This is a genomic window from Rufibacter soli, assembly GCF_054781795.1.
The window spans coordinates 20,841-45,687 of the sequence record NZ_BAAGTS010000001.1 but is presented as its reverse complement, the minus strand read 5'-3'; the positions used below and the strand labels follow the sequence as shown (position 1 = coordinate 45,687).

The 24,847-nt window shown below is 49.2% G+C and carries 22 protein-coding genes; 10 read left to right on the top strand and 12 right to left on the bottom strand.

What is annotated here, in order from left to right; genetic code table 11:
* Nucleotides 1–66: 66 nt before the first annotated feature.
* Complete coding sequence (locus ACYVJQ_RS00200; RefSeq protein ID WP_460891049.1) at nt 67–1,704, bottom strand: sodium/sugar symporter; 1,638 nt, start codon at nt 1,702–1,704, stop codon at nt 67–69.
* Nucleotides 1,705–1,799: 95 nt separating this feature from the next.
* Nucleotides 1,800–2,843, bottom strand: coding sequence for a LacI family DNA-binding transcriptional regulator (locus ACYVJQ_RS00195; protein ID WP_460891048.1), 1,044 nt, complete (start codon nt 2,841–2,843; stop codon nt 1,800–1,802).
* Between the two features lie 715 nt (nt 2,844–3,558).
* Here ACYVJQ_RS00195 and ACYVJQ_RS00190 point away from each other — a divergent pair.
* Nucleotides 3,559–4,713, top strand: a complete 1,155-nt coding sequence (locus tag ACYVJQ_RS00190) for a cellulase family glycosylhydrolase (protein WP_460891047.1) — start codon at nt 3,559–3,561, stop codon at nt 4,711–4,713.
* 327 nt (nt 4,714–5,040) lie between these two features.
* Here the strand turns inward: ACYVJQ_RS00190 and ACYVJQ_RS00185 are convergent, their stop codons facing one another.
* From ACYVJQ_RS00185 to ACYVJQ_RS00160, 6 genes are all read right to left on the bottom strand, one after another.
* The gene (locus ACYVJQ_RS00185; RefSeq protein WP_460891046.1) at nt 5,041–5,724 is read right to left on the bottom strand and encodes a porin family protein; all 684 of its coding nucleotides are present in this window, start codon (nt 5,722–5,724) and stop codon (nt 5,041–5,043) included.
* A 340-nt stretch (nt 5,725–6,064) separates the two neighbouring features.
* The gene (locus ACYVJQ_RS00180; RefSeq protein WP_460891045.1) at nt 6,065–6,562 is read right to left on the bottom strand and encodes a hypothetical protein; all 498 of its coding nucleotides are present in this window, start codon (nt 6,560–6,562) and stop codon (nt 6,065–6,067) included.
* Between the two features lie 81 nt (nt 6,563–6,643).
* Nucleotides 6,644–8,428 (bottom strand): GmrSD restriction endonuclease domain-containing protein, encoded by a 1,785-nt coding sequence (locus ACYVJQ_RS00175; RefSeq protein WP_460891044.1) that lies wholly within the window; start codon nt 8,426–8,428, stop codon nt 6,644–6,646.
* 36 nt (nt 8,429–8,464) lie between these two features.
* Nucleotides 8,465–10,120 carry a P-loop ATPase, Sll1717 family gene (locus ACYVJQ_RS00170; RefSeq protein ID WP_460891043.1) on the bottom strand — a complete coding sequence of 552 codons (1,656 nt, stop codon included), beginning with the start codon at nt 10,118–10,120 and terminating at the stop codon, nt 8,465–8,467.
* A 629-nt stretch (nt 10,121–10,749) separates the two neighbouring features.
* Nucleotides 10,750–11,421, bottom strand: a complete 672-nt coding sequence (locus ACYVJQ_RS00165) for a hypothetical protein (RefSeq protein WP_460891042.1) — start codon at nt 11,419–11,421, stop codon at nt 10,750–10,752.
* Between the two features lie 75 nt (nt 11,422–11,496).
* Complete coding sequence (locus ACYVJQ_RS00160) at nt 11,497–12,207, bottom strand: RDD family protein (RefSeq protein WP_460891041.1); 711 nt, start codon at nt 12,205–12,207, stop codon at nt 11,497–11,499.
* 96 nt (nt 12,208–12,303) lie between these two features.
* Here ACYVJQ_RS00160 and ACYVJQ_RS00155 point away from each other — a divergent pair, with 96 nt between their 5' ends.
* The 6 genes from ACYVJQ_RS00155 to ACYVJQ_RS00130 are packed head-to-tail and all read left to right on the top strand — an operon-like array spanning nt 12,304 to nt 18,413.
* Nucleotides 12,304–13,266: a stage II sporulation protein M gene (locus tag ACYVJQ_RS00155; RefSeq protein WP_460891040.1), complete on the top strand. Its 963-nt coding sequence runs from the start codon at nt 12,304–12,306 to the stop codon at nt 13,264–13,266.
* On the top strand, nt 13,247–14,131 hold the full coding sequence (locus ACYVJQ_RS00150; RefSeq protein ID WP_460891039.1) for a hypothetical protein: 885 nt from the start codon (nt 13,247–13,249) through the stop codon (nt 14,129–14,131). The genes ACYVJQ_RS00155 and ACYVJQ_RS00150 overlap by 20 nt, the downstream gene beginning before the upstream one ends.
* 12 nt (nt 14,132–14,143) lie before the next feature.
* A complete protein-coding gene (locus tag ACYVJQ_RS00145; protein WP_460891038.1) occupies nt 14,144–14,878 on the top strand; it encodes a DUF4129 domain-containing protein in 735 nt (244 codons plus the stop codon).
* Nucleotides 14,875–16,077, top strand: coding sequence for a DUF4350 domain-containing protein (locus tag ACYVJQ_RS00140; protein ID WP_460891037.1), 1,203 nt, complete (start codon nt 14,875–14,877; stop codon nt 16,075–16,077). The genes ACYVJQ_RS00145 and ACYVJQ_RS00140 overlap by 4 nt, the downstream gene beginning before the upstream one ends.
* 9 nt (nt 16,078–16,086) lie before the next feature.
* Nucleotides 16,087–17,082, top strand: coding sequence for an AAA family ATPase (locus ACYVJQ_RS00135; RefSeq protein WP_460891036.1), 996 nt, complete (start codon nt 16,087–16,089; stop codon nt 17,080–17,082).
* Nucleotides 17,082–18,413, top strand: a complete 1,332-nt coding sequence (locus tag ACYVJQ_RS00130) for a DUF58 domain-containing protein (RefSeq protein ID WP_460891035.1) — start codon at nt 17,082–17,084, stop codon at nt 18,411–18,413. Before ACYVJQ_RS00135 ends, ACYVJQ_RS00130 begins: the two co-directional genes overlap by 1 nt.
* 96 nt (nt 18,414–18,509) lie before the next feature.
* Here the strand turns inward: ACYVJQ_RS00130 and ACYVJQ_RS00125 are convergent, their stop codons facing one another.
* From ACYVJQ_RS00125 to ACYVJQ_RS00115, 3 genes are all read right to left on the bottom strand, one after another.
* Nucleotides 18,510–19,184 carry a helix-turn-helix transcriptional regulator gene (locus ACYVJQ_RS00125; RefSeq protein WP_460891034.1) on the bottom strand — a complete coding sequence of 225 codons (675 nt, stop codon included), beginning with the start codon at nt 19,182–19,184 and terminating at the stop codon, nt 18,510–18,512.
* Nucleotides 19,185–19,428: 244 nt separating this feature from the next.
* A complete protein-coding gene (locus ACYVJQ_RS00120) occupies nt 19,429–20,472 on the bottom strand; it encodes an SDR family oxidoreductase (protein ID WP_460891033.1) in 1,044 nt (347 codons plus the stop codon).
* Nucleotides 20,473–20,482: 10 nt separating this feature from the next.
* The gene (locus tag ACYVJQ_RS00115) at nt 20,483–20,722 is read right to left on the bottom strand and encodes a hypothetical protein (RefSeq protein WP_460891032.1); all 240 of its coding nucleotides are present in this window, start codon (nt 20,720–20,722) and stop codon (nt 20,483–20,485) included.
* Between the two features lie 241 nt (nt 20,723–20,963).
* On the opposite strand from ACYVJQ_RS00115, the gene ACYVJQ_RS00110 reads away from it, so the two are divergent.
* Nucleotides 20,964–21,365 carry a hypothetical protein gene (locus ACYVJQ_RS00110; RefSeq protein ID WP_460891031.1) on the top strand — a complete coding sequence of 134 codons (402 nt, stop codon included), beginning with the start codon at nt 20,964–20,966 and terminating at the stop codon, nt 21,363–21,365.
* Between the two features lie 74 nt (nt 21,366–21,439).
* On the opposite strand, the gene ACYVJQ_RS00105 is transcribed toward ACYVJQ_RS00110, so the two are convergent.
* Entirely contained in the window at nt 21,440–21,679 is a 240-nt protein-coding gene (locus ACYVJQ_RS00105; RefSeq protein WP_460891030.1) for a hypothetical protein, read from the bottom strand.
* On the opposite strand from ACYVJQ_RS00105, the gene ACYVJQ_RS00100 reads away from it, so the two are divergent.
* Both ACYVJQ_RS00100 and ACYVJQ_RS00095 read left to right on the top strand, forming a co-directional pair.
* Nucleotides 21,651–22,919, top strand: a complete 1,269-nt coding sequence (locus ACYVJQ_RS00100; protein WP_460891029.1) for an efflux RND transporter permease subunit — start codon at nt 21,651–21,653, stop codon at nt 22,917–22,919. The two genes, ACYVJQ_RS00105 and ACYVJQ_RS00100, sit on opposite strands and share 29 nt — an antisense overlap.
* Complete coding sequence (locus ACYVJQ_RS00095) at nt 22,919–24,847, top strand: efflux RND transporter permease subunit (RefSeq protein ID WP_460891028.1); 1,929 nt, start codon at nt 22,919–22,921, stop codon at nt 24,845–24,847. Before ACYVJQ_RS00100 ends, ACYVJQ_RS00095 begins: the two co-directional genes overlap by 1 nt.

The window sequence follows — 24,847 nt, the reverse complement described above, 5'->3', positions numbered from 1 at the left end:
CACAGCACTTGGGTAAATGCGGTGCCTTTAGCGTAAACGTTATATAATTTCTTTTAGCGGTGGCACCTACCAGAAAATGATGTAAAGGGCCGCTAGAATACCGCAGATGATGATAGAGCCAATGGCAAACCCGGTGCTGGTCTTGAACATGGAAGAATCAATCTCCAGGCCTTTAGGGTTGTTTTTGCTCTTAGGATCCAGCAGGGTAATGATCACCATTAAGAGAATACACACCACAAACACAATACCCATACGGTCCAGGAACGGAATTTCTGGGAAAGCGAATTTTAGGAACGTGGAAAGCGGAATGGTTAACACCGCCGCGGTTAAAGCCGCCGGAGACGTGGTGCGCTTCCAGAAGAAGCCCAGAATAAAGATGGCAAACACCCCCGGAGAGATAAAGCCAGTGTATTCCTGAATGTACTGGAAGGCCTGGTCCAGGTTACGCAACACCGGAGCCACCACAATGGCAATAATGAAAGCCGCTACCACGGTCAATTTCCCGAAGGCCACCAAGCGCGTCTCAGAAGCATTCTTGTTGAAGAACTTGCGGTAGATATCAAGGGTGAAGATAGTGGAGATACTGTTGGCTTTACCGGCCAGAGATGCTACAATGGCAGCGGTAAGGGCGGCAAAGGAAAGACCTTTCAAACCGGTTGGCAACAGGTTCAGCAATACAGGATAGGCGTGGTCAGGTTTCACGTGGCCCAGCTCGTTGGCCATCTCGGCTTGGAACATGCCATTCTTGTGCAATACATAGGCCGCAATACCTGGTAATACCACAATAATAGGCATCATCAGTTTCAGGAACGCCGCGAACAAGATACCGCTACGGGCAGTTCTCAAATCGGCACCCAGGGCACGTTGCGTAATGTACTGGTTACAGCCCCAGTAGTTCAGGTTCACAATCCACATACCGCCAATCAGTACAGAAAGGCCGGGTAAGTCCATGTAGGCATCGCGGGTACCGCCTTCGCCGTTAGGGATCATGATCTCGCCTTCAGAAAGAATCATGGAGAAGTGGTCACCGGCTTGTTGGCGAAGATGCACCAGGCCGTCCCAGGCACCGGAGCCGCCCAGTTGGTCAGACACCAGGTCCAGGGCCAGATAGGTAGTGGCCAAACCGCCCAATACCAGCACAAATACCTGAATTACGTCTGTATAGCCAATTACCTTCATCCCGCCCAGAGTAATGAAAATAGCGAAGATGGCGCAACCGTACATGCAGTAGTAGAAGTCAATGCCGGTAATGGTCTCAATGGCCAGCGCCCCCAGGTAAAGAATGGAGGAAAGGTTCACAAACACGTACACCAGCAGCCAGAATACCGCCATGATGGTACTCACCGAGTCATTGTAGCGGTGCGACAGGAACTGAGGCATGGTGTAGATCTTGTTCTTCAGGTAAATAGGAATGAAGAACACAGCTACCACAATAAGGGTGGCGGCGGCCATCCACTCATAAGTAGAGATAGCCAGACCCATGGCAAACCCGGAGCCGGACATACCAATGAACTGCTCAGCAGAAATGTTGGAGGCGATGAGGGAGGCGCCAATGGCCCACCAGGTAAGGGAACCCTCGGCCAGGAAGTACTCCTTGGAGTCCATGTGGTCAGCTTTCTTCTGCCGGTAGATCCAGTACCCGTACCCCGACACTATAAAGAAATAGGCCAGGAAGATGATGTAATCAAGATAAGTTAGTCCCATAAAAATGTAAAGGTGTGACGCGTTGGTTTGTTAGTTTAAGTTCTTTAGAAAGTTGAGGTAAGTGTGCGAGGGTATTGAAAGTAAAATATAAAAACTTAGGGTTTACTCTTCTTTTTTGGTTTCCGCTTGATTGAAGATTCCCGCTGGACCAATAGCGGCTCCAGAACAATTTTTTGGGGCGGTAGGTCAGGCTTCTTTCCTTTCTGGCTCAGGTCCATGAAGATTTTGGCTGCTTCCTGGCCCATTAAAGCCGTTTGCTGGTCAATGGTGGTGAGGCTGGGCGTGATGTAGGCGCTAAAGGCCTCATTCGCGAAACCCACCAGCCCTATCTGCCCGGGTTTGGGCCACTTGCTTTCCTTAATGGCCTGCAAGGCTCCCAAGGCAGTAAAGTCCTCGGCGGCGAAAATGGCGTCTGGCGGCGAGGGCAACTGCAGCAACTGCTCGGCGCAGGTTCTTCCAGAGTCAATGGTCACTTTGCCGTACATGATCAGATCCCCGTCTATTTTCATGCCGTGCGCGGCCAGGGCGTCTACGTAGCCTTTCAGGCGCTCATGGAAAATACTGATGTGCTGCGGGCCAGAGATATGGGCAATGCGGGTAAAACCCTGCTCAATTAAATGCTCGGTGGCCATGAAGGCGCCTTTGTAGTCATTGATCATGACGGAAGGCACGTCTAAGGCCTCAATGGAGCGGTCAAATAAGATCAACGGAACGCCGCGCCGCTTTACCTCCAGAAAGTGGTCATACTGGATGGTCTCTTTGGAGATAGAGGCAATGATACCATCTACGTTAGACTGCAACAGCGTCTGCACGCCCTGTACCTCGTCTTCATATTGCTCATTGGTCTGGAACAGCAGCACGTTGTATCCCTGGCTTTTGGCTATCTTCTCAATGCCGTGAATCACTGACCCAAAAAAACTGACCTCGGCACTGGGAATCAGGACCCCAATCACATAGGTTTTGCCGGAGCGCAAGGAAGAGGCGGCCCGGTTGTGCTGGTAATTCAAGCGTTGGGCCGTAGCTTTCACCGTCTCCTTGGTGGCGGCACTAATAGAGGGGTGATCATTGAGCGCGCGCGAAACCGTGGCTGCCGTGGTGTGCAACTCTTTGGCTATATCATGGATAGTGGTTCGGGCCATGCAACGTAATCGATTACGTAAATATAGAAATTTACTATTCACTTTTACAAACAGCATTATTTTTCTTGAAGATTTAGGAGAATGATAACTAGATAAGGTGTTTTTGCCTTTAAAGTCAATTATGATAGTTTGTTTTACCGATAGGTTAAAGATTCTGTAAAATAAGATAGACGTATTTATAGGAAGGGTAAAGCTGGTGAAAACAGGAATTTCTAATGTCGTGCACGTAATCGATTACATGAAAACGGGCTTCTTTTCAGGCTCTATTATTCAAGAAATAAGAATGGGGTTGTCCGCGCTTCTGATTCCGTGCCTGAATTGTGTGGTGAATTAGGCGAGCTTTACCCGCATGTTAGGAAGGCCAAGGGCATAGGCGTAGCGGGGATAAGGCACTAGTGCGTTTTAAGGGCGTTTTTGGCAAAACAGGGCCAAACCACCCATTCAGAAACCCCCTTGCAGGCCCAAGCCCATGTAACCACGTTGTAAAAAGCTGTAACTATTGTTGATTCTGAAACAGGAGAGAGACCTGGCACGCGCCGGCGGTAGGAAGTTTTATGCGCTCTTTGTAATTATGCCATAACCCCGGTGCGCCTTTTCTGTTTTGAGGCCGTTTTTGCTAAAATGGCCCCAAAACAGAAAACAAGATAAGCGCCAGGGAGGCTGTGAAATACTAGACATTCAACACGCAACAGACCTTACTTACTAACCATTACCCATGAACCTGAAGAACCTTTACCTGTGGGCTGTGCTTTGCTGCCTGCTCACCCAAAGCTGTTTCAAGACCGGCCCCGAGAAAGAGGTAGGGAACCCCCGCGCCATCTGGACAAAAGAAAAAGCCAACGAGTGGTATAGCCAACAGGGTTATTTGATTGGGCCTAACTTTTCGCCCAGCACCGCCATTAACCAGCTAGAAATGTGGCAGGCCGAAACCTTTGATACCGCCACCATTAACCGCGAGCTGGGCTGGGCCCAGTCTATTGGCATGAACACCGCCCGCGTGTACCTGCATGACCTGCTGTGGGAGCAAGACTCCGTAGGCTTCCTGAACCGCATTGATACCTTCCTGAGCATCGCGCAGCGCCACAACATCAAGCCTATGCTGGTAATCTTTGACTCCGTGTGGGACCCTAACCCTAAACTAGGGAAGCAGCGCAAGCCCAAGCCGCACGTGCACAACTCTGGTTGGGTGCAGAGCCCGGGATCTGCCGGACTGCAGAATTCTACCCAATACCCGCGCCTGGAGCGCTACGTGAAAGGAGTAATCGGCAGGTTTGCCCATGACAAGCGCGTGCTGGCCTGGGACATCTGGAACGAACCTGATAACCTTAATCCGGGTCCTGTGTACAGCAAACAGGAATTGCCCAACAAATTGGACTACGTGCTGCCACTCCTTAAAAAGTCATTTGTCTGGGCCCGTACCATGCGCCCCTCACAACCTGTGACCGCCGGCATCTGGACAGGTGACTGGAGCAGCCATGAGGCCCTCAGCGCCCTGCAGAAACTAATGGTAAGCGAGTCTGACATCATCACCTTTCATAGTTATGACGGCCCCGAAGAACTGGAGAAACGCATAAATTGGCTCAAGCGCTATGGCCGTCCTATGATCTGTACTGAGTACATGGCCCGCACCAACGGCAGCACGTTCCAGGGCGCTCTCCCCATTGCTAAAAAGCACAACGTAGGCATGATCAATTGGGGCTTGGTAGATGGTAAAACCCAGACCATCTACCCCTGGGACAGCTGGGATAAGCAGTACACCGCAGAACCCACCGTCTGGTTCCATGACATCTTCCGGAAAGACGGTTCTCCTTACAGCCAGGAAGAAGTAGATCTAATCAAAAGCATAACCGGCGTAAAAGCGAAGAAGTAACCCAGTAGGTAACTATTGAAAAAGCGTTTCGGGGCTGTTTTTAGAAAAACGGCTCTGAAACGCTTTTTTGGTTGTAAATGGAAGTCTGGTGACATTGTTTGCTACCTGTGTCTCCTGAAAAGAAGGCTAGGTTGGCAGAGCTGCGTATGGTTTTGTTACGCAGTTATATCCGCTAGCAAAATAGGTGGCTGGCAAGAAAGTTACTTCTTGCTACGCCTGGTAAGAGCCTGAAAAATAGGGGAGGATGAGTTTTTGACTGCATATGGGCTAAGAAAAAAATGGAACCCTACGTTGTAAGGTTCCAGGTGTTAGCAATGGGAGTTGGAATTATTTGAACTGATAGAAGAATCCGAATTGGCCTGCCCGGGTGCGGGCCGCCGGGTCATTAGCGTAGAAATCCTTCTTATAAATATTAGATAATCCCGCATTATATCTAGCGTCAAAACCAAGTCCCCATTTTGTTAAATAGCCAAACCCAATGGCCCAGGCTATATTCCCTTTTTGGATGTCATTTTTTTCAAATTCATCATTGTACGGGTCTTCATAGTCTCTATTTATCATATAGCCAAATTGGGGGCCCGTTTGTATTCTAAAACCTGGTCCAATCATATACTGGACCAGAATAGGTAGATTAATATGGTTTAAATCAGTCTTGCCTTCATATCTTGGTATGGTGGCAGAACCCTGAAAGTCATAGAGAGCTCCTTCTTTAGAATACATCAATTCTGGTTGAAGGGCCCAATGATCAGTTATATGAATGTGGGCAAGGCCCCCTGCATGAAATCCAGGGCGAGGCGTAGCCTTAGGATCTGGTACTCTATCTTCATCATTAACACTTGTTACGTTAAAACCAGCCTTCAGGCCAAAGTTTATTCTGTCCATAAACTTGCTTTGCGCAGAGGCTACCTGGCTAGTAAAGACATTAAATAAAAGTAACCCTAAAACTAGTAAACCTATTCTTTTCATTATTTTGTCCATTTGTGGTTTGTTACCCATTCTTACGAAAGGCATAAACAAGATTTTTAATCAATGTTTTCTGTGATGTTGAAACCGCTGTGTAAAGGAGAAAACCTATATGCATCACGAAAGAAAACTTCCCTGGAATTGCTGTGTTTGCAAAGGTAAAGGTTCTTCAGTGAGGCGATACGCGCACCCTTTCGGTTATTTATTATTGCTTTACTGTTGCTAGCAAGAAAAAGTTTAAGGAAAAGGGGCCGTGGCCAGATTTATATTAACGAAGACCTATATTTCTTTCGTCTGAACGTTTTACCTTGAAGTGGGATGGACCAAGCAGCCAGTACATTGGCTAACTTAGAAGGATAAATAGATTTTGTCCGATGTTCTTCTGTAACTACACTAAGGCGCCCTGCAGACAGGAAATACCAATGACTATGTGCATGCAATCGGTGGGTAGTGTTTTGTCTACGCCCATGCCAAAGGTGATGTCTGAATATTCCCCTAGCACCTGTTCCAGGTAGTCAGAGATACCATCAAGTTCTTCTGCCGCCAATTGTGCCTCTTGACGGGTAGTAATGCCTAAAATTATTTTGATTGGTGGTGCCAACGCACGCTTTTGTTCTGGACTAGGGCGAAGCGCTTTCTGGATGGCCACCGCTGCCCGGTCAGGCCCATTGGCCTCTGCCACGCCTACCAACGCCGCGCCAGTGGGCTCCAACACCAATTCAAAGTCCTGTGCATCAATATTGAGGTTATGGGGTCCGTGGGTAGCAATGGTTCTTCGGATGCCGTGCAGGAACAGAGGGTCAAAAGTGGGCTCTGGTGTGGTGGTTACCTCCAAGGCGTCTTTGCCTGTTAGGTGGTGTAGCATTTCCTGGGTGAGAATATACATGCTATTTAGAATTAAAGGAGATATTAAAAGATAAAGGCGCTATCAGACCTCACAGGTTTTAAAAACTGTGAGGTCTGATATTTACAAAGAGAAATAGTAGTCTCTTATTTTGATTGCCATCAATTTCCGGCGTTCCATTAGAAATTCTGAGTAATGCTCAAGACTCATGTCACTAATTGGAAGTGGAACTGCGTTCCTTTCTAAGTTATGCCTTAATTCTTCTTTTGATGAAATGCCCGTTAACAGATGGTTTCCCTGCTCCATTTGGCTAAACACCATGTCAAAGTACTCGTTAGGTGATTTGCTGCCTACCTTAATATTGATTTCAGATTGCATATAAGCATAATTGGCAATCTGGTTGTACTTGGCCTGCTCTAGCCCATGTTTCTTTAAATAGTCTTTTGGAAACAGATGGTGGATGTCCCCTTTGTGTGAGATAAGGTCGGCCACAGTTATGTCTTTTGACAGGAAACCTTTGTCATTCGCTTTGACTTGGGCGGCTAAAAAAAGAAGGAACAGTGGGCTGCTAGCAACAGAGGTTTCTAGCCGTTGAGGCAAAGAGAAATTCCAAAAAGCCTCAGATAATTCACCCTCTTCTTTTTCCTTCAGATATTCAGCAAATGAACGCTCAGAAATCTGTTTGATGTCGTAATCAAAATAACTTTCAGCAGAGCCAGAATAGCGACCAGTTAAAATGGAATACACCAACCAGCGGCGCACATAAGTTTCTATGGAAACAGAATTAACACCCAACTCTTTCAACTTCAGATACACGATGTACGCGAAATTGAGAACGTTCTGAGACCTGATTAACTTGGGAGAAATAAAGCCTGCAGATTTTACAATCATAATGAACCGCTTGTAGTTGGTTTCATTGATGAAGTTGTACACGCCTTCTTTTAGGGTAGCAAAGGACTGCTCTGCAATGGAAGCTTCAAAACTCCTGGTTTCAAAGTTTCTGCCTGAGAGAAGACTTACTAAATCTGATAGTTTGCCCCGGTTGAATTTTGAGGTGAAAGCTACTCTGATAAGATCTGTGTATTCCGGGTCATATAAGTCTTCAGTCTCAGACCTAAGCCATTGCATTTTCTGGAAGAAGTCTGTTTTGGCAAACTCTGGGTCATTGTCTACAATGTGGCGGAAGAACTCTGGAGCAATGGCCAGGTGGCAGAAATAGTCAATGGCTTTGCGCAACTCATTGCCGTTGTATTCTGAGTTGGAGGCAATCTTGCTCATGGCAAAGTCTGCCTGGCTCAGGACTACGCCTTTAGAGTTGATTCTAATGAAAATCTCTGTGACAGTTTCTATGTCTAGGTCAGGGGCCAGCTCAATCATGCCTATCTGCTTCTTAGGTATGTTAATAAGCGTAGAGAAGGCGTTGCGGACTTGTTTCTTGTCTACCTCGGGGTTCAGTTCAAAATACCTGTCAGCTATTTCAAAGAGGTCACCATTAATGGCTTCGGCTATGTCTGGCAGCCAGGTCTTGTCTTTGAGAATGGCTGAGTTTTGTACCTCAAATTTTTCTTCAATAGGGTGGAAGGCTACTTTGATTTTTACCCGCTTGTAGTTTTTGTTCACTACGTACTGCCCCAGAATGGCGGCAGTTAAAGCGGTAATGCGTTGCTGCCCGTCAATAAGTACTTTTTTGCCCTCACTCAGCGTGCCATCTTTCAGTTTCACATTGGGGTTCTTCCAGGCAATGACGTAGCCCACCGGGTACCCCTGGTATAGGCTGTCCATGAGGTCCCGCACTTTGGAACTGTCCCAAACAAAAGGACGCTGAATCTCTGGTATAGCAATCTCGCCTGATTTCACCCAGGCGAGCACTGTTTCTATAAGGTACTGGTTAACAGAATATTTTTGCATTTAATTGTTTAATAATTGATTTTTATTTTTTTTATATTAATCTAAATAATCCACTTCTAATGCTTTTACATTTATACTCAAAACAGAATAGAAAGCTTTGTGGACATATATTCTGCAATCCGAATCAAAATCACTAACCAATATTGGGTTGGAATTTTCATATGAAAACTGAATTGAAGAATTTGGCTTTTTTATTCCAATTATTCCTACTTTATATAAAATATAAAGAACTTCCTTTATGAATTCTCGAAATTTTAATTTGCCCTTTTGCCATAGAATTAATGAATTTTTAAAATCTCCCTTAAAACCTTTAGCATCTTCATCGCAATATAATTCATAAAATGAATCTTCCTTTATGTTTCTTAAACGAAAGCCATTGTGTATTCCAGTAAGAAAATTAGTAAGCCTTTTAATATCACCATAGTTTTCATTCCATTCATCTTCAATAGCTTGAAATCTTTCTATTGAATATTCTGGCTCGGCAAGTTTAATAATGCTATTTGTAAAATGAGACTTTGAATTTGCATTTTGAATAATTTTATTGACAAAAGAAATAACATCTCTTGGTCGGAGAAAAGTCCGGTCTAAAATATAATCAAAACCGCTTTCATTATTGCTGTTCTTTCTTTCAAATGTTGTTTTAATATCTATAATATTATTCGATATTAATTTTAGTCTTCTATCTAATAATTCTTTTAAGCTTCCTCTATCCCATGTAAGGTACAAATAGAGTGAGCTAAACTTCTCCCTTTGTCCGCCTCTATGTTCTCTTGCTGTAAAGACTAGCTGATGTAAGTTGTCTCTTAATGCAACTATGATTTTTGCACTTTTAAATACTTGGAATTCTTTTATGACCTCAACCATTGCTGCAATCAAATCATAAACGATTTGAGGAGAAACCCATTCCTTATCTAAATCATCAATGATTAAATAAAATTTTTTCTGTGAATCATCAAACAAATCTGTTTTTAATATATTGATAATTTCATACAATTCTTCGGCTTGTATTTCATTAATTACTTTTTCTGCTTTATGTTTAATTTCAGTTGATGTTTTTGTAGTCTTACTTTCTTCTATTATTGCCTTTAATGTAATTAAATCCGTAGCCCCAACTTCTGATTGTAGTTTTTGAGTTAAATCGTCCTCTAAGGATTTAATTCTATGCTCTCTATACTGCCAAAATTCATCAGACCAATTTTCTAAATATGCAATAGCTTTAGCTTTGGCAGGGTTTACTTTGCCAAACTTGTTTTGGACCTTATCATAAATAGATTGTAGCCAATTTTTTCTTTTAGAAATATCTTCGTCAAAATACAGTTTAAGTAATTCAACTATAAAAACATGCTTCCAAAGTACCTTGTAAAAAAAATTAAGATTTACATCAAGTTGAAGCAAATAGGTAATTATAGTCGAATTACTTAAGTATTTAATTGACATTGACTCAGGCTCTATTCTTCTAACTTTTGGAAGGGTTTCTTCAAGTTGCTTAATTAGGGCTGATTTACCTGCTCCAGTTCTACCTACAATGATGCACTTGGCACTATTTAAACTTTCCAAAGTTTCTAGTTCGCCATTTTCTACGAAAACTTTATCGAGGTTATAATCAGATTCAGCATCGGGTGCACCAATGGTTAAATGTTTGTTGAATTTAAATTTATTCTGAGATTTCGTTTGGTTGTTTTTTCTGGTCATAGTATTTAATTCAAGAATTTAATGCAGGGTTAAGATATTTTTACAGCGCCATTTCTGACTGCTTGCTTTTGTCTTGTTGCTTTTGAGTGCTTTAGCGGTGCTGGCTTTAGCTACTAGTTTCTTCTCTAAAAGCAAGCTGGCCGGTTCATCTGTGGGGTCTTGGGGCACTAGGTCTCACCGGAAGGCTTTGGCCAGCAGGGCTTGCGGCAGTTGGTCTATCTTCGCTTTCAGCTTCAGGTAGTGCGCTTCCAGGGCATTGGCGGCGACAAACAGGCCTTCTACTTTTTGGACGATTTCTTTTTGTTCTTCTAAGGGTAGATCAGGAAAAGGTATCTCATATAGAATGTTTAAATTGATATTTTTTTGAGCCGTTGCTGGTGCAAAGTGCTCAATATCTTTCTAGACAGTTTTAGGATGGGACATTGCAAATTCCGATGAATATCAATTTTTAAAAGGAATAAAGCCTACTACACTATCAGGAAAACAATTGCTCACCAACCACTAGCCAGACTCCTGCATGTAAATTGTTTGTGATAACACAAACAATGACGAAATAGATACAATTACGGGGTCTGGCTAGAGTTGATAGGTATTGGCCTATGAGGGTGGTTACGCGATGGTAAAACCTGTTATTTTAGGGTGGTTTCTAATTTAGGATATTTAGCAAGGAGTACTTCTCTCCATTTGTTAGTAGTAAAATAACTTGAGGGGTGTTTAATAAATATTATTTCTGTTTTATGACTTTCGATAGATACTTCAGCTTTCTTCAAATAGGAGCGATTTATATAGTCTTCCCAAACTATTGATTTAAATTCAATAGTTCTTTTGTTACATGCCTTGTTAAAAGTGTTGGCTGCTGTATTTCCAAAAAATATACAATAATCAGGTTTGGTTTTATTTATAACATCAAAAAATATGTTCCAGCTATTTTCAAAATCAACTTTAAGAGGTCGCTCAATTACTCCTTGTGTAACTTTCTCTCCTTTATTCATTGGTCGTTGAATAAAGTTATAAAAAGAAGTTTTATTCCAAAGTTCTGTTCTATCTGAAAAATTAAATAAATCAGATATTCTATTAAAAAAAGGAGAGCCATATTGATAATTGCATATTGCCATTTCATCAACAATCATCCTGGTGAATTCTTTCTTTTTAAAATTTTCATTGTTGCTTTTCGGGTCTTTGTAATGACTTTCACCAACAAAGAGTATCTTGCTGTGAGTAGAGTCATAGTCTTTTCCTACAAAAGGTAGCCACGTTAAGCCTTCAATCTTAAGTAGCTCATTATCATAATTTATATTCATATTTTTTATAGATGTTAACATTATAGTTTTAAGAATACCTTTAAAAGCCAAAGTTAGAAAACTTTAATTCTCCACCTACGCCTCCACCCCAGCCGTTAAATGGTGGTAATCAGTGATCACCGTCTTCAGGAAATCCCGGTCGCTCATTTCCCCTGCCTGAACCTCCATAACTTCTTTGGTGCGTTCGGCAATGCGGCTTAGCAGCACCTCATTCTTATACTGGATGGCCTTGAAAAGCAGTTTGCGCAGCAGGGCCATGTCTTTGTCTGAGAGGACGGCTACCTCTGGGAACACAATCTGGTAATTGTCTTCCAGTTTCACCTGGAAGGAATTGCGGCGGCGCACGGGGGTGGTCTTAATCACGCTGGTGCCGGCGGCAATATCGCCCAAGCGCTGGCCTTTGTTGTTAACGGCGATGGTGATAATGGCAATAAAGCCGCTGAAGAGCGTGATGTCCAGCAGCCGGAACACCCACCGCAGCAGGTAATCGCTCACCGAAGGGGCGTGGCCCGAGAGTTTGACCACCTTCAGGTCTATGGCGCGTTTGCCCAGGCTCTGGCCGTTCAGGAAGATCTCGCAGAGCAGGTGGTAGAACATGATGGGGAGAAGGGCCAGGATAAACCAAACCCCAGAAAGCCCCAGGTACACGTTGGCCAGGCCGAAGACAATCATCCAGCCCAGGTAAATAGCGCCATCCACCAGGTAGGCCAGAATGCGGTCGCCAATGCTGGCAATGGCGTATTCCACCTCTACGTTCTGGGTGGTTCTTATTTTAATGGTATCCATGAGAAAGGGTAAGCTGAGCGCTTGGATAAATTGTAGGCAACTGCTTTAATAAATAGCCTAAGTTAGATATATTTGGAAGGAAACAAAACCAGGTACATGCGCGAGGCCGCTTTTATTAAACAGAATACTGCTAAATGGAAACGGTACGCTACAGAGCCCACGTCCAACCCAGATGAGCTGGCTAACCGGTTCATAGAGCTCACCGACGACCTTTCCTTCGCGCGTACCTTCTACCCTGAGTCTGACAACACCGAGTACCTCAACAGCCTCACGGGCAGGGTGCACCAAAGTATTTACCGCAACAAGAAAGAGAAGACCAGCCGGTTTGTACTTTTCTGGAAACAGGAACTGCCCCTGCTCATGAAACAACACCACCGGCAGCTCTTCTATGCATTCCTCATCTTTGCGGTGGCCTGCAGCCTGGGCGCATTGTCGGCAGCCTATGATGACACGTTTGTGCGCCTGATCATGGGCGACCACTACGTGAACGAGACCCTGGCCAACATCAAGAAAGGTGACCCTATGGCGGTGTACAAAAGCTCTGATGAAACCAGCATGTTCCTGCAGATCACCATTAATAACATAAAGGTGGCGTTCATGGCCTTTGTGCTGGGGTCACTGTTCTCAGTGGGCACGTTCTGGGTTCTGCTGCAGAACGGCATCATGCTGGGGGCATTCCAGTACTTTTTCTACAAGCACGGGCTGCTGCTTTCGTCGGCGCTCACCATCTGGATTCACGGCACCCTGGAGATCTCGGCTATTGTTATTGCAGGGTGCGCCGGCTTTGTGATGGGCAACAGTCTGCTCTTTCCCAAGACCTTTTCTAGGCTGGAATCTTTTAGGCGCGGGGCCAAGCAGGGGCTTAAACTAGTGGTGGGTCTGGTGCCTATCTTCATTACCGCCGGTTTCCTGGAAGGCTTTGTGACCCGCCACACCGGCATGCCGCTGTACGCCAGCCTGTTTATCATTCTGGGCTCCGGGGCCTTTATCTTGTTCTATTTTATTTACTATCCATATCGGCTGCAGGCCAAAGCCATCTATGAGCAACCACTTGATTGAGTTTAGGGAAGAGCGCGACCTGGGGCAGAAGATAAACGCCACCTTCGGGTTTCTACGGCAGAACCTGAAGCCACTGCTGCGCCTGCTATTGGTGTTTGTGGTGCCATTCGCCTTGCTGGCCGGTATCTTCTCGGGTATCTACCAGAGCCGCCAGTTAGATGAGATGACCGGCGCAGTGCGCCATGACTCTTTTGGCGCCTGGTCTTTTGCCAGCAGCATAAACTCGCTGCATTACTGGGTGAGCGTTTTCTTCTCTTTGGTAGGCGTGGTGCTGCTCATGCTGGCCGTCTATTCTTACATGATCCGGTACCAGGACCAGGAAGGGCAGGTAGAGACGGCAGAAGTGTGGGAAGATATCAAAAGCCATTTTATCTCCTTGCTCTATTCGTCGGTGGGGGTCATTCTTCTGTGTATACTGGCTACTTTTTTGCTGGTCTTGCCGGGTATCTACGTGTATGTGGCCCTGAGTATCTTCGCCATGGTGATGCTGCGCGAAGAGACAGGTTTCCTGGAGACCCTGGAGCGCTGCTTTTACCTGATAAAAGGCAACTGGTGGGCCTCCTTCGGGTTTGTGCTGGTAGTGCTTATTATCCAGGGAGTCATAGGGTTTGTGGCGTCTTTGCCGGCCATTGTGGTGTACGTGTTCCGGATTCTGCACCTGCCGGGTGGCGAAAGCGATCTGCTGTTGATCATTGCCAGCTCCTTTACCACCATTCTCAGCCTGCTGCTCTACGTGATTTACATCACCGCCAGCGCGTTTCTGTACTATGACCTGGTAGAGAAAAAAGAGGGGGTAGGTCTTCTGGAGAAGGTGAACCAGATTGGGGCCCGCCCAGAGGCAGTGGCTGGCGCCGAATATCATTAATATAGAACGTACGTGCGGTTTTCCTTTCCCCTGTTTTTTCTGTTGGTGTTGTTGAGCAGTCTGCTGCTGGGTCAAGCGGGAGCCGCCGCTGTGCCTGCCCGTCCGGTAGCCGCTGCGCCCGCGCCTTTGCAACTGCGGTACCCAGACCCTGCCAAGCTGCAGGAGCTGCGCGAAAGCCGGGATTTCCAATACCAGCAGGACCTTCGGCCCGATCTTTCTTTCTGGCAACGGTGGCTGCAGCGCATAGGCCAGTTCATTAACCGAGTGCTGGAGGCCCGCTCTTTCCAATCCTTCTGGAAATACGTGATCTACGCCTTTGCCATTAGTATTACTCTGTACGTGGTGCTCAAGCTGTTTCAGGTAGATTTTGTGGGGCTGTTCTCGCGCAAGGCCCCGGCGGCGGTCATCGCCTATGACACCTACCGCGAGAACATCCATGAAATAGACTTCAAAGCCCTGATAGAGGAAGCCGAGGCGCAGGGCGATTACCGGCGGGCCATACGGTTGCACTACCTGAGCACCCTCAAGCTTCTCACCGACCAGCAACTGATCCAATGGCACCCGGGCAAGACTAACCGCAGCTATGTCTCAGAGCTGAAGAGCCCGGCCCTGCGGCGGCCCTTTGAGCACATCACGCAGTTGTTTGAGTATGTGTGGTACGGCGGGTCGGGGCTCAGTGAGCAGCGGTTTTTGGTGGTGCGCCAAGCCTTTGAGGAGTTCAACCGCTCTTTACCCGTGGCCGCATGAAAAGCTATAAAACCTACGCCCTGGCCTTAGCGGTCTTGTTTGCTGCCTTTGTGGCGGTGGAGTATTATCGGCCCAAACCCATTAGCTGGCAAGAGTCCTTCTCCAGCAAAGATAAGATCCCCTACGGCACCTACGTGCTCTATGAGGTACTGCCAGATCTGTTCAAAAACCAGTCGGTAAGCTTGGTGCGCCTGCCGGTGGTGAACCAGGTAGAGGAAAAAGAGGCCCGAAAAAAAGACAGCGCCCTTACCAAGGTTAACTACCTGTTTGTCGCGGCTGACCTGAAGCTAGATGAACACGATATGTCTGCGCTGCTGCGTTTCGTGGATAGGGGAGGGCAGGTGTTCATGAGCGCGTACCGTTTCCCGGAGAGGCTGGAAAAGAAGTTGGGGCTAAAGACCGGATTCTCCAAAAAAGCGAAGCAAGATTCCCTGGGCCTGGTGTTCACCCACCCGCAGCTGGCCCAACGCAAACCCATTTACTATGCCTGGGAGAAAGTAGACAATACCATTCTCTTGGATTCATCAACGTTTGCCACCACCGTGTTGGGCCGTAACACTGCCGGCGATGCTAATTTTGTGCAGGTGCCCTACGGCAAGGGCAGTTTCTTTCTGAGCTCGGTACCGCTGGCCTTTACCAATTACTACCTTATCTCACCCCAGAAAAGCAGCTATGCCGCCCAGGCCTTAAGCCATTTGCCGGTGGCGCCCGTCTGGTGGGACGAGTACCAGAAGCAGGGCCCCGTGGGTGACAAATCGGTGTTCAGGGTGCTGCTCCAGCATGAGGCTCTCACCTGGGCCTACTACCTTGCCTTGGGCAGTCTGTTGCTGTTTGTCTTATTTGAGAGCAAGCGCACCCAGCGCATTATCCCCCTTCTGGAGAAGCCCAGAAACACCACCCTGGAGTTTGTAAAAGTCATTGGCAACCTTTACTTCAATCACCGCGATCACCACGTGATTGCCGAAAAGAAGGTGAACTACTTTCTGGAGTACCTGCGCCTGCACTACTTTGAATCTACCAGCGCCCTGGACCAGGACCTGGAAACCCGCATCGCCCATAAATCTGGGGTAGACGAAAAAGACATAGCCGAGCTGTTCCGGGTTATCCGGCACGTGAAGGCAGTAGACAGTATTCAGGAGCAGACCCTGTGGCAATTGAATAAGAAATTAGAAAGCTTTTACCGGCAAGCCCGCCGCTAACCTAATATCATGGAACCACTAGAAGAAACCGCGATGGCCTTGGCCCCCCAGGCAGATTTTTCGGCCTTGCAACAGGCTGTGCAGCAGATCAAAGAAGAACTAGGCAAGCGCATCATCGGTCAGGAAGCGTTCATAGACCTTTTGCTGGTGGCTATCCTAGCCGATGGGCACGTGCTCATTGAAGGCGTGCCCGGCATCGCCAAAACATTGACCGCCAAACTGCTGGCCCGCACCATAGACGTGGGCTTTAACCGTATTCAGTTCACCCCAGATTTGATGCCCTCAGACGTGCTGGGCACCTCGGTGTTTCATCCGGGCACGGCCTCGTTCCAGTTTAAGCAGGGGCCGGTGTTCTCCAACATCATCCTCATTGACGAGATCAACCGCGCCCCCGCCAAAACCCAAGCCTCTCTGTTTGAGGTGATGGAAGAGCAGCAGATCACCCATGACGGCACACAGTACGCCATGGCCGATCCGTTCATTGTGCTGGCCACCCAAAACCCCATTGAACAGGAGGGCACCTACCGCCTACCCGAAGCCCAGCTGGACCGTTTCATGTTCAAGATTCTGGTGCAGTACCCAACCCTGGAGGAGGAAGTGGCCATTCTGGGCGTACACCACCACCGCCCCGCCCTGCAGCGCGACCTGGAGGAGATACAGCCGGTCCTGAACGCCGCGCAGGTGTCTGAGCTCCGGCAGCAGGTAAAGAGCGTGCACGTAGACCCCAAAGTGCTGGAGTACATTGCCAGCTTGGTGGTGCAGACCCGAGCCAACAAATCTCTGTACCTGGGCGCCTCGCCGCGCGCGTCTTTGGCCCTGCTCAACAGCGCCAAGGCCCTGGCCGCCATCAGAAACCGCTCCTTCGTGACCCCCGAAGATGTACAGGAACTAGCGCCCTCCGTGCTACGCCACCGCATTCTGCTCACCCCGGAGCGCGAGATGGAAGGCGCCACCCCCGATGACGTGGTAAAACAGATCATTCAGAAAATAGAGGTGCCCCGGTAGTGTCGTTTCTCAGAGGCCTGTATTTCACCCGCTACTTTTTCTATGCCGCGCTGGCGGCGGTAGGCTTGTTTGTGCTGGCCTTCTTTTTCCCGGCGCTGCTGTTTCTGGTGAAGGTGCTGTTTGGGGTGCTGGTGCTGTTTGTGGTAGTAGATTTGGTGGCGCTTTTCCGGCAGCCGCAGGGCGTGGTCTCCTCCCGAAGCATGCAAAGCAAGCTCTCCAACGGCAGCGAGAACCCGGTGTACCTATACGTGGAGAACCACTACGGCTTTACGGTGCATCTAGAGGTGATTGAGGAATTACCGTTTCAGTTCCAGAAGCGCGATGCCAGCTTTCATGTGACCGTGCCCAGCAATGAAACCCACGTGATAGAATACCACCTGCGGCCTACGCAACGGGGCGTGTATTCCTTTGGGGCCACCAACGTACTGGTAGATGGCCCGCTGCGCCTGGCCCGGCGGCGCTACAAGTTTGGGCAAGGGCAGGAGGTGCCGGTCTACCCGTCTTTCATTCAAATGCGGCAGTATGAGCTGCTGGCCGCCAGTCAGCAATTGTCAGCCTTCGGGATCAAAAAGCTGCGCAAGGTGGGCCACAGTGCCGAGTTTGAGCAGATCAGGTCTTACGTGTCTGGTGATGACCAACGTACCATCAACTGGAAAGCCTCGGCCCGCCGCGATGAACTCATGGTCAACCATTTCCAGGACGAAAAATCGCAGCAGGTGTACTGCCTCATAGACAAAGGCCGGGTCATGGAAATGCCCTTCGCCGGTTTAAGCTTGCTGGACTACGCCATCAATGCCTCGCTGGTATTATCCAACGTGGCGCTCCGGAAAGAAGACAAGGCGGGCCTCATCACCTTCTCTAGCCACATTGGCTCCATGCTGCCCGCAGAACGCCGAAGCACCCAGCTGCAGAAGATCCTGGAACTGCTCTACAACCAGCAAACCAAGTTCCAGGAAACCGACTTCGAGCGCCTCTACCTCACCGTTCGGTCCAAGATCAAGCAACGCAGCCTCCTCCTGCTCTTCACCAACTTTGAGACCCTGAACAGCGCTCAGCGCCAGCTGCCGTATTTGCGCAAGCTGGCCCGCCATCACCTGGTGCTGGTGGTCTTCTTTGAGAACACTGAGACCCAGGAGCTGCTCCAGAAACCCGCCGTCAATCTGGAGGAGATTTACCTGAAAGCCGCCGCTGAGAAGTTCGCCTACGAGAAGCGCCAAATTGTGAAGGAATTCACCATGCACGGCATCCACTCCATCCTCACGCCCCCGGAAAAGCTCACCGTCAACGCTGTGAACAAGTACCTGGAGTTTAAAGCCCGGGGCTTGCTCTAATTAGCCTAAAAAGTAAATTTCCGTTTTAAGCCTATTTTCTCAAAAACAGGCTTAAAACGGAAATCATGCTGCGCTTTCTTTTTTGCGCGGCAACCATCAAATCAAATCAAAGGCGCGGGCGTACTGGGCTAGTTCAAAGGAGGTGTGGGCGTTGAGTTTTACCTTGATGTTGCGCCGGTGGGTGTTGACGGTTTTCTCTGAGATGAACATTTCCTCGGCAATCTCAATGGAGCTTTTGCCTAGGGCTACCAGCTTCAATACTTCGCGCTCCCGGGGCCCCAGGTGCGAGAATTGTTTGTAATGCTGGCGCAGGAAGGTGTTTTCCTCTAAAATACGGTTCACCTTGGTGGTGATATGGTGCATGGGGTCTATGCACATGGCAATGGTGATGGTGAGCAGAGGCCGGTTGGCGGTGTCACGCATAAAGATTTTAACGGTGCTGAGGTGGAGCTTCCAATCTTCTTGTTCCCGAAACCGAACCTGCTGAAAGAAGGAGATGATCTCGTGCTCATTGTTTCGTTCCAGCAGGCCATGGAAAAGCTTGGGGACATACTCAACAGAATCAATGGGGTTGAAGAAACGGGTATGAAATTCGGGGCCCATCAATTGGAGTTCCTTCAGGGAAACGCCTATCTGTTTTAGCCCCAGGGAAGACATGTATTCCACCTTCAGGTTGTCCTGGATGTTATGGATTACCACCACCCCCGGCAATTGGTCTGCAATGCCCTCTATATCTGATATTTTATTTTTTATTTTCTGCCTCAACTCCATGTGCCGTGTGTTAGAAACATACCAGACCGGATGAATCAGTTAGTATTCAATTTTCTATATATAAAGACTATTCCTTCCTGCGGGGGTAGGAAGGAATATTTCAGGTACTATTTAATGTTAGATTATTACTATACGTGCCAAATGAAAAAAAGCTTCCTTCTCCGCAAAGAAAGCCAGAGGCCAAACTGCGACGAAGGAAGCTTTTGTTAACAGGCCTTTTCAGGAAAGCCTGTTCAAATTAATTTTAGATCACGTAGTTGCCTTTTCCGTTGCCGTTCTTTTTCTGGCGGTTATTATCACGGAGGGCAACGGCGGTAACGGCACCGGCCACTGCCAGCACGGCCCCAGTCAACAGAGGGTTCATACTGGCCCTGGTGTAGAGGCTGGTTTTCATGACGTGGCCTTCGTAGTTACCATGCACACGGCCATCGGGACCGGGTCGGTGCAGAGAGCCTTCGGTGTGGCGGGCTGGTTCATTGCGCATCTGCTGCTCGGTCATGGTTTTCTCATTCACCCAGTCCATCACGCTGGGGGCGTATTTATTCAACGAGCTCATGATCTTGGCGCTGCCTCCAATCAAAATATCGCGTTCTGGGTGCGTGGCGGCGTGCAGAATGGCGTTGGCCACTTCTTCGGGGGCGTAGACCGGGGCTGGTAAGGTGAGTTCCCGCTCTGTGTAGTTGCGGGCGTGTTGCGGATAAGGGGTGTTAATGCCGGTTGGTTTGATGAGCGTGACTGAGATAGGGGCCTTCTCTTCTTCCAGTTCTATGCGCAGGGCATCGGTGAAGCCTTTCACGGCGTGCTTGCTGGCCGCATACATGCCTTGCAACGGGATAGAAACATCTGAGAGCACACTGCCAATGTTGATGATAGCTCCCCCGCGGGATTTCAGGTGTTGTGCCGCTGCCAGAGAGCCGTACACGAGCCCCCAGAAATTGGTGTCAAAAAGGCGGCGGTTGTCTTCATCGGTGACCTCCTGCAGGCGGCCATAGATGGAAACCCCGGCGTCATTCACCCAGGTGTCAAATCCGCCAAAGTAGGTGATGGCGGCATCAGCTATGCGCTGCACATCTGCCTCATATCCCACATCGGCGGTTACGTGAATGGCCTCGCCGCCTTTCTGGGTGATCTGCTCCACAATCTCTTCCAGGGCTTCCTGGTTACGGGAGGCCAGCACCAGTTTGGCTCCTTTTTTAGCCGCTGCCCGGGCCGTGGCCAGCCCAATGCCGCTAGAGGCGCCCGTGATCACGATAACTTGATTTTTGAGAGGTTTTAGTTTAATGGCCATAAGAAATACTTTAAGTGAATAATATTGGATGGATAAGCCGTGTGTTTAGAGTTTTTACGCATCTGTTCCCAATGCAGCCATGCAAAAAATAAACAGCTAAGTGTCTGCCAACACCAAAAACCTGAAAATTGAGATTGCCGCGGCGACGGAAAAAGGACAATTCAAAGGCCGGTTTTCCGGGCACCGGCAGGGGAATGAAGGCCTTGACAAGCCAGGTGTTTTGAGCACGTTTTTCTAAAAACAGGGCCAAACCAGCGCGGGCAGGGGTTATAAACGAGATTCTATTTTAAGCCTGTTTTCTCAAAAACGGGCTTAAAACGCCCGTTGGGAATAGTCGCTCTCCTGGCCAAGTGCCCTTTACAGAGTTGTATAAAACTTAACCTGAATTTTATAACAAAGGGCACTTTTAAGAACGCTACTTTTGGGGAAGTGATTTCTGGGTGCCGCAACCCTGCGCTACCAGAAACGTTCTGACAGTGAACCAGATCTATATGCAGACGCTGCGAAAAAGTATGCACCTTAGCTTGATAGTGGCCTTCTTATGGGCTTCTTTCGGCTTCCGTGTGGAAGTTTCGCACTGCGCTAAAGGCATGGACCTGTCTGTGGGCCTGGCAACCGCAACGGGCTGTTGCTGCGGAAAGGCCGCCAAGGTCCCCGCCAAGCCCTGCAAGGCTATGACCTGCGCCCTGCCTCAGGCGGTGTTCACCCACCAGGCCAGCCCGGCTGCGGCTACCCAACCGGTGGCCAAAAAGGCAGTGAAAGAGCAAATGGTCGTGGCTGCGTTCTTGGGCAGCATCCGGCCGGCCCTCCTGGATAAACTGCCCCTCATTTCTTTGCCCCCGCCGGCCTCCGGTAGAACCCTGGGCATTCTGCATCAAACTTTCCTTATCTAGCTTTCCGCTTCTTACCAGAGGCGGCCGCTTTGGCGTGGCTATGGCGCAATGTGTGTAACCCAATTGCCACTGCCCTAGGCGCTATCTTTTCTGCCCGCATTTCTGGTAACACCCCAATTCCCACCCTTGCCGTGGCGCAGGCTGCCGTATGCCTGCTGTTTTTTTTCCGTAGCCTGTAAAAGGTTTTCGGCCCCGCCGCAGGGAAACCCTGGGTCAACTTGCCTTTTCATTTTCTGAACAAACCAGCGTCCAGGTACGCCTGCCCGCTGGGTAAGGAAGTCTTTTATGATTGAAAAAATAATATCGTTTTCCATTAGGAGCCGGTGGGTGGTATTGGCGGTAGCCGCCGTGCTGTTTGGCTGGGGGCTGTACTCGCTGGAAACCAACTCAGTAGATGCCATTCCAGACCTTTCTGAGAACCAGGTCATTGTCTACACCGAATGGATGGGCCGCAGCCCACAGCTGGTGGAGGCGCAGGTCACCTACCCGCTGGTGTCTAACCTGCAGGGAATCCCGGAGGTGAAAAGCATTAGGGCCAACTCTATGTTCGGGATGAGCTTTGTGTTTGTGATCTTCAATGATGACACCGACATCTACTGGGCCCGCACCCGCGTGATGGAACGCCTGAACTACGCGCAGCGCCTATTACCCGAGCAGGTGGTGCCCACCCTGGGCCCGGACGGCACGGGGGTAGGCCATATTTTCTGGTACACCCTGGACGCCCCCGGTTATGACCTAGCCGAGCTGCGCACCCTGCAGGACTGGTACATCAGGTTTGCGCTGCAGAACGTGCCGGGCGTAAGCGAGGTGGCCTCTTTTGGCGGGTTCCAGAAACAGTACCAGATTGCCATTGACCCGCACAAGCTTACTTTCTACAAGATTCCGCTTTCTACGGTGCTGCAGGCGGTAAAGGCCAATAACAATGACGTGGGCGGTCGCACCTTTGAGGTGAACGGGTCCAGTTACCTTATTAGGGGCCTGGGTTACATCCAGAGCATTGAAGACATTAAGAAGATTCCGCTGGGTACTTTCAACTCGGTGCCGGTGACCATGCAAGACGTGGCCGCGGTACAGACGGGCGGTGAGCTACGGCTGGGCATTACCGAGGAAAACGGCGAAGGCGAGGTAGTGGGCGGCATTGTAGTCATGCGCTACGGCGAGAACGCCCGCGCCCTCATTGACCAGGTGAAAACCAAAATGACCGAGGTGGAGAAAGGGCTGCCCAAGGGCGTGAAGTTTAAGGTAGTCTATGACCGCAGCGACCTGATTGAGGCGGCGGTGGCTACCCTGCGCGAGGCCCTCATTGAGGAGATTCTGGTGGTGTCTTTGGTGATTCTCATCTTCCTGTTCCATTTCCGCAGCGCGCTGGTCGCTATCATTACCATTCCGCTGTCTGTCCTGATAGGCTTTATTTTAATGAATCTGTTTAACGTGGAGAGCAACATCATGTCTCTGGGCGGGGTGGCGCTGGCCATTGGTGACTTAGTGGATGCGGGCATTGTGATGGTGGAAAACGCCTACCGTAATTTATCTGAAGGGGAGGGGGTAAGCTAATGGAGACCATGCCCAACAACCAACCCAGACACACCCGTGACTTGCCGGAAGGCGAGCGGGTAAGAATCATTGAAAGCTCCGCCCGCCGGGTAGGCCGCGCCGTTTTCTTCTCCATTCTGGTCACGCTGGTGTCTTTTGCGCCGCTGCTGTTTTTAAGCGGGCAGGAAGAGAAGCTGTTCACGCCGCTGGTCTTAACCAAGACGTTTGTCATGATCGGCTCCGCCATTACCGCGGTTTTTGTGGTACCGCAGCTCATGCGCCTACTCATGAAAGGGCGCCTGCGCCCCGAAAGCCAGAACCCGCTGTCCCGGTTCTTTATCCGGTTATATGGCCCGCTCATAAAGTGGGCGCTGCGCTGGAAAAAAACGGTGCTGGCTATCTCTATCCTGATCGTGTTGGGGAGTATTCCGGTCATTATCCATACCGGTAGTGAGTTCATGCCACCCCTGGATGAAGGCTCATTGCTCTTTATGCCGGTCACCTTGCCTGACGTCTCCAACGCCGAGGCCAAACGGATTCTGCAGGTGCAGGATAGGCTTATCAAATCTGTGCCGGAGGTAAAGAACGTGCTGGGCAAAGCTGGCCGGGCCAACACCGCTACAGACAATGCCCCCATGAGCATGATTGAAACCATTATTCTGCTCAAGCCACGGTCTGAATGGCGCGAGGGCATGACCCAGGAAAAACTCATTGCCGAACTGGACGAAAAGGTGCGCATACCCGGCGTGACCAACGGCTGGACCATGCCCATCATCAACCGCATTAACATGCTGGCCACGGGCATCAGGACAGATGTGGGCGTAAAGGTGTACGGCCAGAACCTGGATACGCTCTACCGGCTTTCCCTGGACATTGAAAAAGCCCTGAAAGGCGTAGACGGCCTCACCGACCTGTATACGGAGCGCCTGACTGGCGGCAAGTACCTGGACATTGAAGTGAAGCGCGACCAGCTGGGCCGCTACGGCTTAAGCCTGGATGAGGTGAACCAGGTGATTGAAACCGCTCTGGGGGGCATGAGCCTCACCAATACCATTGAGGGCCGTGAGCGCTATTCCATTAACGTGCGCCTGGCCCAGGATTACCGCAATGATATCTCTGAGATTGAGCGCACGCTTATCCAAACCCGCCAGGCCGGGCCGGTTCCTCTCTCGGCGGTAGCCGATATCAAGATGACCGACGGGCCAGCCATGATTAGCTCTGAAAATGCTATGCTGCGCGGCACGGTGCTGTTCAACGTGCGGGGCCGTGATATGGGCAACGTGGTGGAAGACGCGCGGCAACGGGTGGCCGCCCACATCAAAACACTCCCCAAGGGCTATTACCTGGAGTGGAGCGGCCAATATGAGAACAAGATACGCGCCGAGCAGCGGCTGCAGTTGATTATTCCGGGGGTGTTGCTGATCATCTGCCTTATTCTGTATGTCACCTTCCACTCCTGGAAAGAGATGCTCATTGTGCTCTCCAGCATGCCGCTGGCGCTCATTGGCGGGGTGTATTCGCTGTACTTCTTTGAGGTGAACTTCTCGGTGGCCGTGGCCGTGGGCTTTATTGCCCTGTTTGGGGTGGCCGTAGAGACCGGAGTGCTTATGTTGGTATACCTGAATGAGGCCATGCAGCGGCTAAGTGAGCGCCGGAAAACGTTTCCCATTACCCTGCAAGACCTGCGGGAGGCGGTGTATGAAGGCTCTGTGCTGCGAGTACGGCCCAAGCTCATGACCGTGATGGCCGATATGATTGGGTTAATGCCCGTGCTCATGGCCACCGGGGTAGGAATGGACGTGATCAGGCCCATCACCATTCCGTTTGTGTTCGGGCTTATTTCCTCCACCCTGTATGTGCTCATTGTCCTGCCCGTCATTTACCTGTGGGTAAAAGAACGCGAATTGAAGAAAACCGGAAGCATAGAGTTCCTGGACATTAAAGAATAG